Source organism: Rhodococcus sp. (in: high G+C Gram-positive bacteria) (genome assembly GCF_049286785.1).
Classification (GTDB): Bacteria; Actinomycetota; Actinomycetes; order Mycobacteriales; family Mycobacteriaceae; genus Rhodococcus_F.
This window is the reverse complement of sequence record NZ_JBAQEO010000031.1, coordinates 1-5,391: the sequence shown is the minus strand read 5'-3', so window position 1 is coordinate 5,391 and position 5,391 is coordinate 1. Positions and strand designations below refer to the sequence as shown.

General features: G+C 63.4%; 3 protein-coding genes and 1 pseudogene. All 4 read right to left on the bottom strand.

The annotated features are described in order from the left end of the window. On the bottom strand, positions 1 to 294 hold a 294-nt coding region (locus WAW17_RS01470), incomplete at its 3' end, for a hypothetical protein (protein WP_422331256.1). 212 nt (positions 295 to 506) lie between these two features. Next, a complete protein-coding gene (locus WAW17_RS01465) occupies positions 507 to 3,641 on the bottom strand; it encodes a type I restriction endonuclease subunit R (protein WP_422331255.1) in 3,135 nt (1,044 codons plus the stop codon). After that, a complete protein-coding gene (locus WAW17_RS01460) occupies positions 3,641 to 4,882 on the bottom strand; it encodes a restriction endonuclease subunit S (protein ID WP_422331254.1) in 1,242 nt (413 codons plus the stop codon). The genes WAW17_RS01465 and WAW17_RS01460 overlap by 1 nt, the downstream gene beginning before the upstream one ends. Next, positions 4,879 to 5,391: pseudogene (locus WAW17_RS01455) on the bottom strand (SAM-dependent DNA methyltransferase); the annotation flags it as partial. The pseudogene WAW17_RS01455 and the gene WAW17_RS01460, both read right to left, overlap by 4 nt.

Below are 5,391 nucleotides of genomic sequence, written 5' to 3'. Positions count from 1 at the left end.
AAGACGAAGCTGCGAAAGCGCTCCGTCGACAGATTCGTGGGCCCGCAGCACTGCACTAGCGGTCTCGCGCATCGGCTGAAACAGGTTCCGGTCCAGGATCTCCTGGGTCTGCAGCACTGCGCTGGCGGTCTCGCGGATCGGCTGAAACAGGTTCCGGTCCAGGATTTCCTGGGCCGAGCGAACGGCTGGGGCGGTCATAGCCTGTTGGGCTTCACGAATCTGGCGCGAGAAATCAGGGCACAGCATGGCGGATGCCGCCGTGCTGTGCGCCTGAAATGCCGGAATCGTGCTCATGGCAATTAGGCTACTCGCCCGCCGGATCTGTTCCGCTAATTCGTTTTTGAGTGATGTGTGTCACTCTCTTGCCTCGCCCGTGCTGTATCGTCGCCGCCGAGCAGATCAACACCTTCTCCGTGGCGAAGAGCGGTCGAACCGCGTTCGCCGATGATGGTGTTGCGGTCGTTGTAGCTGTTCAACCTGTGCCCACGGTCCCGCTGCCGGGCTGCTCACACGTCCGCCCGCTGATCGATCGCTGCCTCGTAGAAGGCGTCCGCGAGCGCCATGATGACAGCGCTGATGCCAGAGCCGTCGCTGAAGAAGTAGTCGGCCATGGTGTTGTGGGCCTCCTGGTTGTCGGCGACCGCCTCAGTGACCGCCGCTTGGAAGTCCTGCGATTCCATGAACTGCTTCTTCGAGTTCACCTTGGTCTGGTTGACCAGGTCCGGGTAGGCGAGCAGCCGCTGCACCAGTCCCTGCACGAACTCACGGATTTGCGACTCAGTGAACGACTCGGCGCCGAAGAGGTCGTTCATCTTGTCGATAACGACCTGTAGTGCAACATACTTCGGCTCTTTCCGGGTGCCGGTGCCTGCGGCGTTGATGCCCTTGAGCTCACCGTCACCGGTCAGCGAGATGTCGACCGCGGTCCCTTTGTTGTGCTTGACCCCGATCAAGACCACGTCGGAGAGGTCGACCTCCGCGGCCCAGGAGGAGTCTGCGATGACTTTTTCTAGGAGCCGCAGGAAGATCGACAACATCTCCATGTACGGGTCTCCGTAGTCGACGATCTGGCTCATGAAGTCGTAGAGCCGGACGTAGGTGGAGACGTCCTTGCGGAACAGGTCGAGGGTGTTGAGGGTGACTTTGTCGTCGGCCTCGATCGCCGCCGCGTAGCGGCGGGCGAAGTCGTTCTTTGCCGGGCTGATGGCGGCCGAGAGTGCGTTGTTGCCCTTCCGGGTGACCCACAGTTCGGCGACCTCGCGCACCTGCTCTGGCGTGTAGATCCCGGTTTGGGCGAGCTTGGTGGCGAGGTGGACGACGACGTACGGGTCGGTCTCGGTCTCCAGGGTGGCATTGGTGAAGTACGGCTCAAACGCAGCCCGGATGTCCTCGGGTTTGTTCACGAAGTCGATGACGAACGTCTTGCGCTTCTGCTCCCCGCTCGCAGTGCGATGGGTGCGGTTGAGCCGGGAGAGCGTCTGCACGGCCGTGACCCCGGAGAGCTTCTTGTCGACGTACATCGCGGAGAGCAGCGGCTGATCGAACCCTGTCTGGAACTTGTTGGCGACCAGCATGATCTTGTACGTCGTGCCCTTGAAGGCGGCGGCCAGGTCCGAGCCGGCGCCGGGGTTCAGGTTGGCCTCGGTGAACTCGTCGTCCTTGTTCGGCTGCGGCCCCCAGTCCGAAGCCCACTTCTCGTCCTCGGTCATCGTCACCGAGCCGGAGAAGGCGACCAGGGTCCGGTAGTGGTAGGAGGCGTCCATGGCGGCCCTCTTGGTGATGTAGGCGTCGATCGCCTTCTTGTATTTCACCGCGGCCTTGCGCGAGTCGGTCACGACCATCGCCTTCGCCTTGCCCTCAAGCAGGTGGGCGACGTTGGCGTGGAAGTGCTCAACGATGATCTGCACCTTCTGGCTGATGTTGGTCGGGTGCAGTTTCACCCACCGCATCAGCCCCTTACGCGCCGCGGCCTCGTCCACCTCGCCACCGTCGCCGCTCTCGGCCTTGCCGGCGATCTTTAGCGCGGTGTCGTAGGTCTGGTAGCCGTTGAGCACGTCAAGGATGTAGCTCTCCTCGATCGCCTGCCGCATTGAGTAGAGGTGGAACTCGACCGGCTTCCCGTCAGGACCCTTACGGCCGAAGAGCTCCAGGGTCTTGTTCTTCGGCGTGGCCGTGAACGCGAGGTAGGAGATGTTCTCCGACTCGGCCCGCTCGGTCATCTCCGAGGCCAGGATCGCCTCGACGTCGACCTCACCGCTCTCCTCGATCTCCTTGACCTCCTCTGTGGTCAGCACAGCCTTGAGCTTGGAGGAGATCTGGCCGGACTGCGAGGAGTGCGCCTCGTCGGCGATCACTGCGAACCGCCGCCCCTTCAATGACGAGTCGGCGCGGATCTCGTCGAGGGCGAATGGGAAGGTCTGCACCGTCACCGCGATGATCAGCTCCCCGTTCTTCAACGCGGTTGCCAGAAGCCCGGATTTCGACTTTGCCCCCGCTTTGCGGACGTCCTCTGGGCTGATCGTGGCAACGATCTTCCCCGACCCGTCGATCTGCCGGATCGCCTCCTGGAGCTGTCCGTCGAGCACGGTGCGGTCTACGACCACGATCACCGAGTCGAAGACCTTTTCGTCGTTCACGTGCAGCCGCGCGAGTCGGTGCGCGGTCCAGGCGATGGTGTTCGTCTTCCCTGACCCGGCCGAGTGCTCGATCAGGTAGCGACGCCCTACCCCCTCGTGGCGCACAGCGGCCACGACGTTCGTCACGGCCTCCCACTGGTGGAACCGAGGGAAGAGCATGCTCGTACGCCGCACCGACGTCCCGGTCGCGACATCCCACTCCTCCTTGGTCTCCACGATCATCAGCCGGCCGATGATGCCCAGCCAGGCGTCCTTCTCCCAGACCCGCTCCCACAGGTACGCCGTAGCCGACCGCCCGCCCTCAGCCGGCGGGTTCCCCGCGCCGCCCTTGTACCCCATGTTGAACGGCAGGAAGTGCGTCTTCTCGCCCTCGAGCCTGGTGGTCATCGCGGCCAGGTCGTTGGAGACCGCGAAGTGCACCAGCGCCCGGTGCCCGAACGACAGCAGCGGCTCCGGCCGCCCGTTGGTCAGCGGATGCCGTGCCTTGCGGTACTGGTTGATCGCCTCATCGAGCGACTGGGTGAAGTCGGTCTTCAGCTCCACGGTGGCGACCGGGAGCCCGTTGACGAAAAAGACCAGGTCGATGCTGCGCTGGTCGGCAGTGGAGAAATGTACCTGCCGCATCACCCGCACCCGCATCGCCGCGTACTGCTCGTTGGTGGTCGCGTTCAGGCTGGTCTCGGGGCGGAACTGCGCCATCTTCAACCGGCCGCCGCCGATGTACTGCACCCCGTTGCGCAGGATGTTCAGCGTCCCGCCACCATGTTCGAGAGGCTTGTCGAGCGCCGTGGTCAGCACGTCGAGGAACTTCGCCTCCGACCCCGCGGCCTTCGAAGCCTTCTCGTACGCCGCCTGCTGGGTCTCCTTAAGCCAGGCGAACAGGTCCTCGGGGAACAGCGCCCGCTCCCGGTCGTAGCCGGTGTCGTTCGCCGAGTAGAGCCATCCGTGGGAATCCAGGTACGCGCAGATCTCGGACTCGAAGACGACCTCGTTGTGATCGGCCATCACGCCGCCTCCCGCACGTCGATCTGCCCAGTCACCGCCGCTGAGATCAGCGCGGTACGCCGCTCACGCGATAGTTCAACGAACAGCTCCGACTCTGCGATCAGCACGTCAATCTTTGAGGTCTGCTCAGCCAGATACGCAGCGATCCGTCGCTGCTCGTCGACACCATCGGGTGCAGAAACCCGGAGTCCCATCAGGGCTCCAGCGGTCAACTTGGGCTGCGTCGCCCCAGAAACGACGGTGGTGACGTCGAGCGCCTCTAGTCTCTGGGCCCAGAAGTCGACGTCGCCATCGCCCAGAGGGCGAAGGACGTGGGCGTGGTTGTTCACCCAGTAGCGCCCCTTGGCAGCAAAGGCTATCGGCGTGGAGCGCATCAGGAGATTGGCTCCATCCTCAGAGACCAACACGAGCGGTTCATCGAACAAGTAGCCGTCGACCTGATCGATCACCCCGGATGCTCCGTAGTAGTCGAAGCCACCGCGACGGTCGGCACGCTCCTCGCCGCTCAGCGGGATGCGCTGCCCGTCGAGGCTCTCCATCCAGTGCCGGACGGCCTTGACGGTCCAATGGCGCGGGACCAGGCCGACCACAGAGTCACCACTGTCGCGGAGTTCGACGTCCTCGTCCACCCCGAAGCATACGGCGCGGGTCACCAGCACACGGCGGCGCTCGCGGAGCATCTCGATCAGGCGCTGCTGCTCCTCGATGAGCGTGTCGATGCGGGCCGTCTCGCGGTCGAGGTAATCGGCGATGGCACGCTGCTTCGAGCGCGGCGGACAGGGCAACTGAACTTTGGCGAAGTCGGCGAACTTGATGGACTGTCCATCACGAAGCTGGTTCGTAGTTGTACGCAGCTCCTGGATGTATCCGTTGGACTTCAGCAGCCATCGAAAGTAGCTGGGAACCACACGGTCGCTCGGCTTCAGCACTGTGTATGCCGTGCTCACTTTGCCTGAGTACTTGGATCTCTCTATCCCACCCTGGAACGAGCGGAGATGGATGATGAAGTCATCCGGCTCGACGTGCTTCATGTTGTCCTGACCCTGAATGTTCTGGACAACAGAGTTGCCTGTCTTCGCCATGTACTCAGCCTGAGGCAACACGCCATGGATCTGAGACGGCGTGAGATGCACATCATCGGGCCAGTTCGGTTCGCGACGCTCCGTAAACGCAGCCTTCGCTGGAACGAGATACCAGCCTTTGGGCAGGACATCGATCCACCCCTCTGCGGCTGAGGTCATGCCTCGACCTCCCGCAGTATTTCGAGGATCTTGGCGACTTGCTTCTCCAGGTCGGCGTCGATCTCGGCGAGGGGGCGGGGTGGGACGTACTTGTAGAAGTGGCGGGTGAAGGGGATCTCGTAGCCGGTCTTGACCTTGGCCCAGTCGATCCAGGAGTCGGGGACGTGCGGCTTCACCTCGGCGTCGAAGTATGCCTGGATGACCTCGACCTTGCCCGCGGCGCCGGCGGTCGAGCCGCGGTAGGTGAAGGGGACGTTCTCGGTGTCGCGCTTCTTCGGGTCCGGCTTGGGCTGGCCTTTGCGGTCGACGACGGGGTTGCCGGACTCGTCGAAGAGGGGGCGCTCGACGGTGGTGGTCCAGTAGCCGAACTCGTCGTTGCGCAGCAACTTGGAGTAGTCCGGGTCGGCGTCGGTGAAGTCGGTGTACAACTTCACGATCTCGGTGCGGTCGGTGTCGCTGATCTCGCGGCCCTTGGAGCCGAGGTTCTTGCGCATCTTGGTCCAGAACGA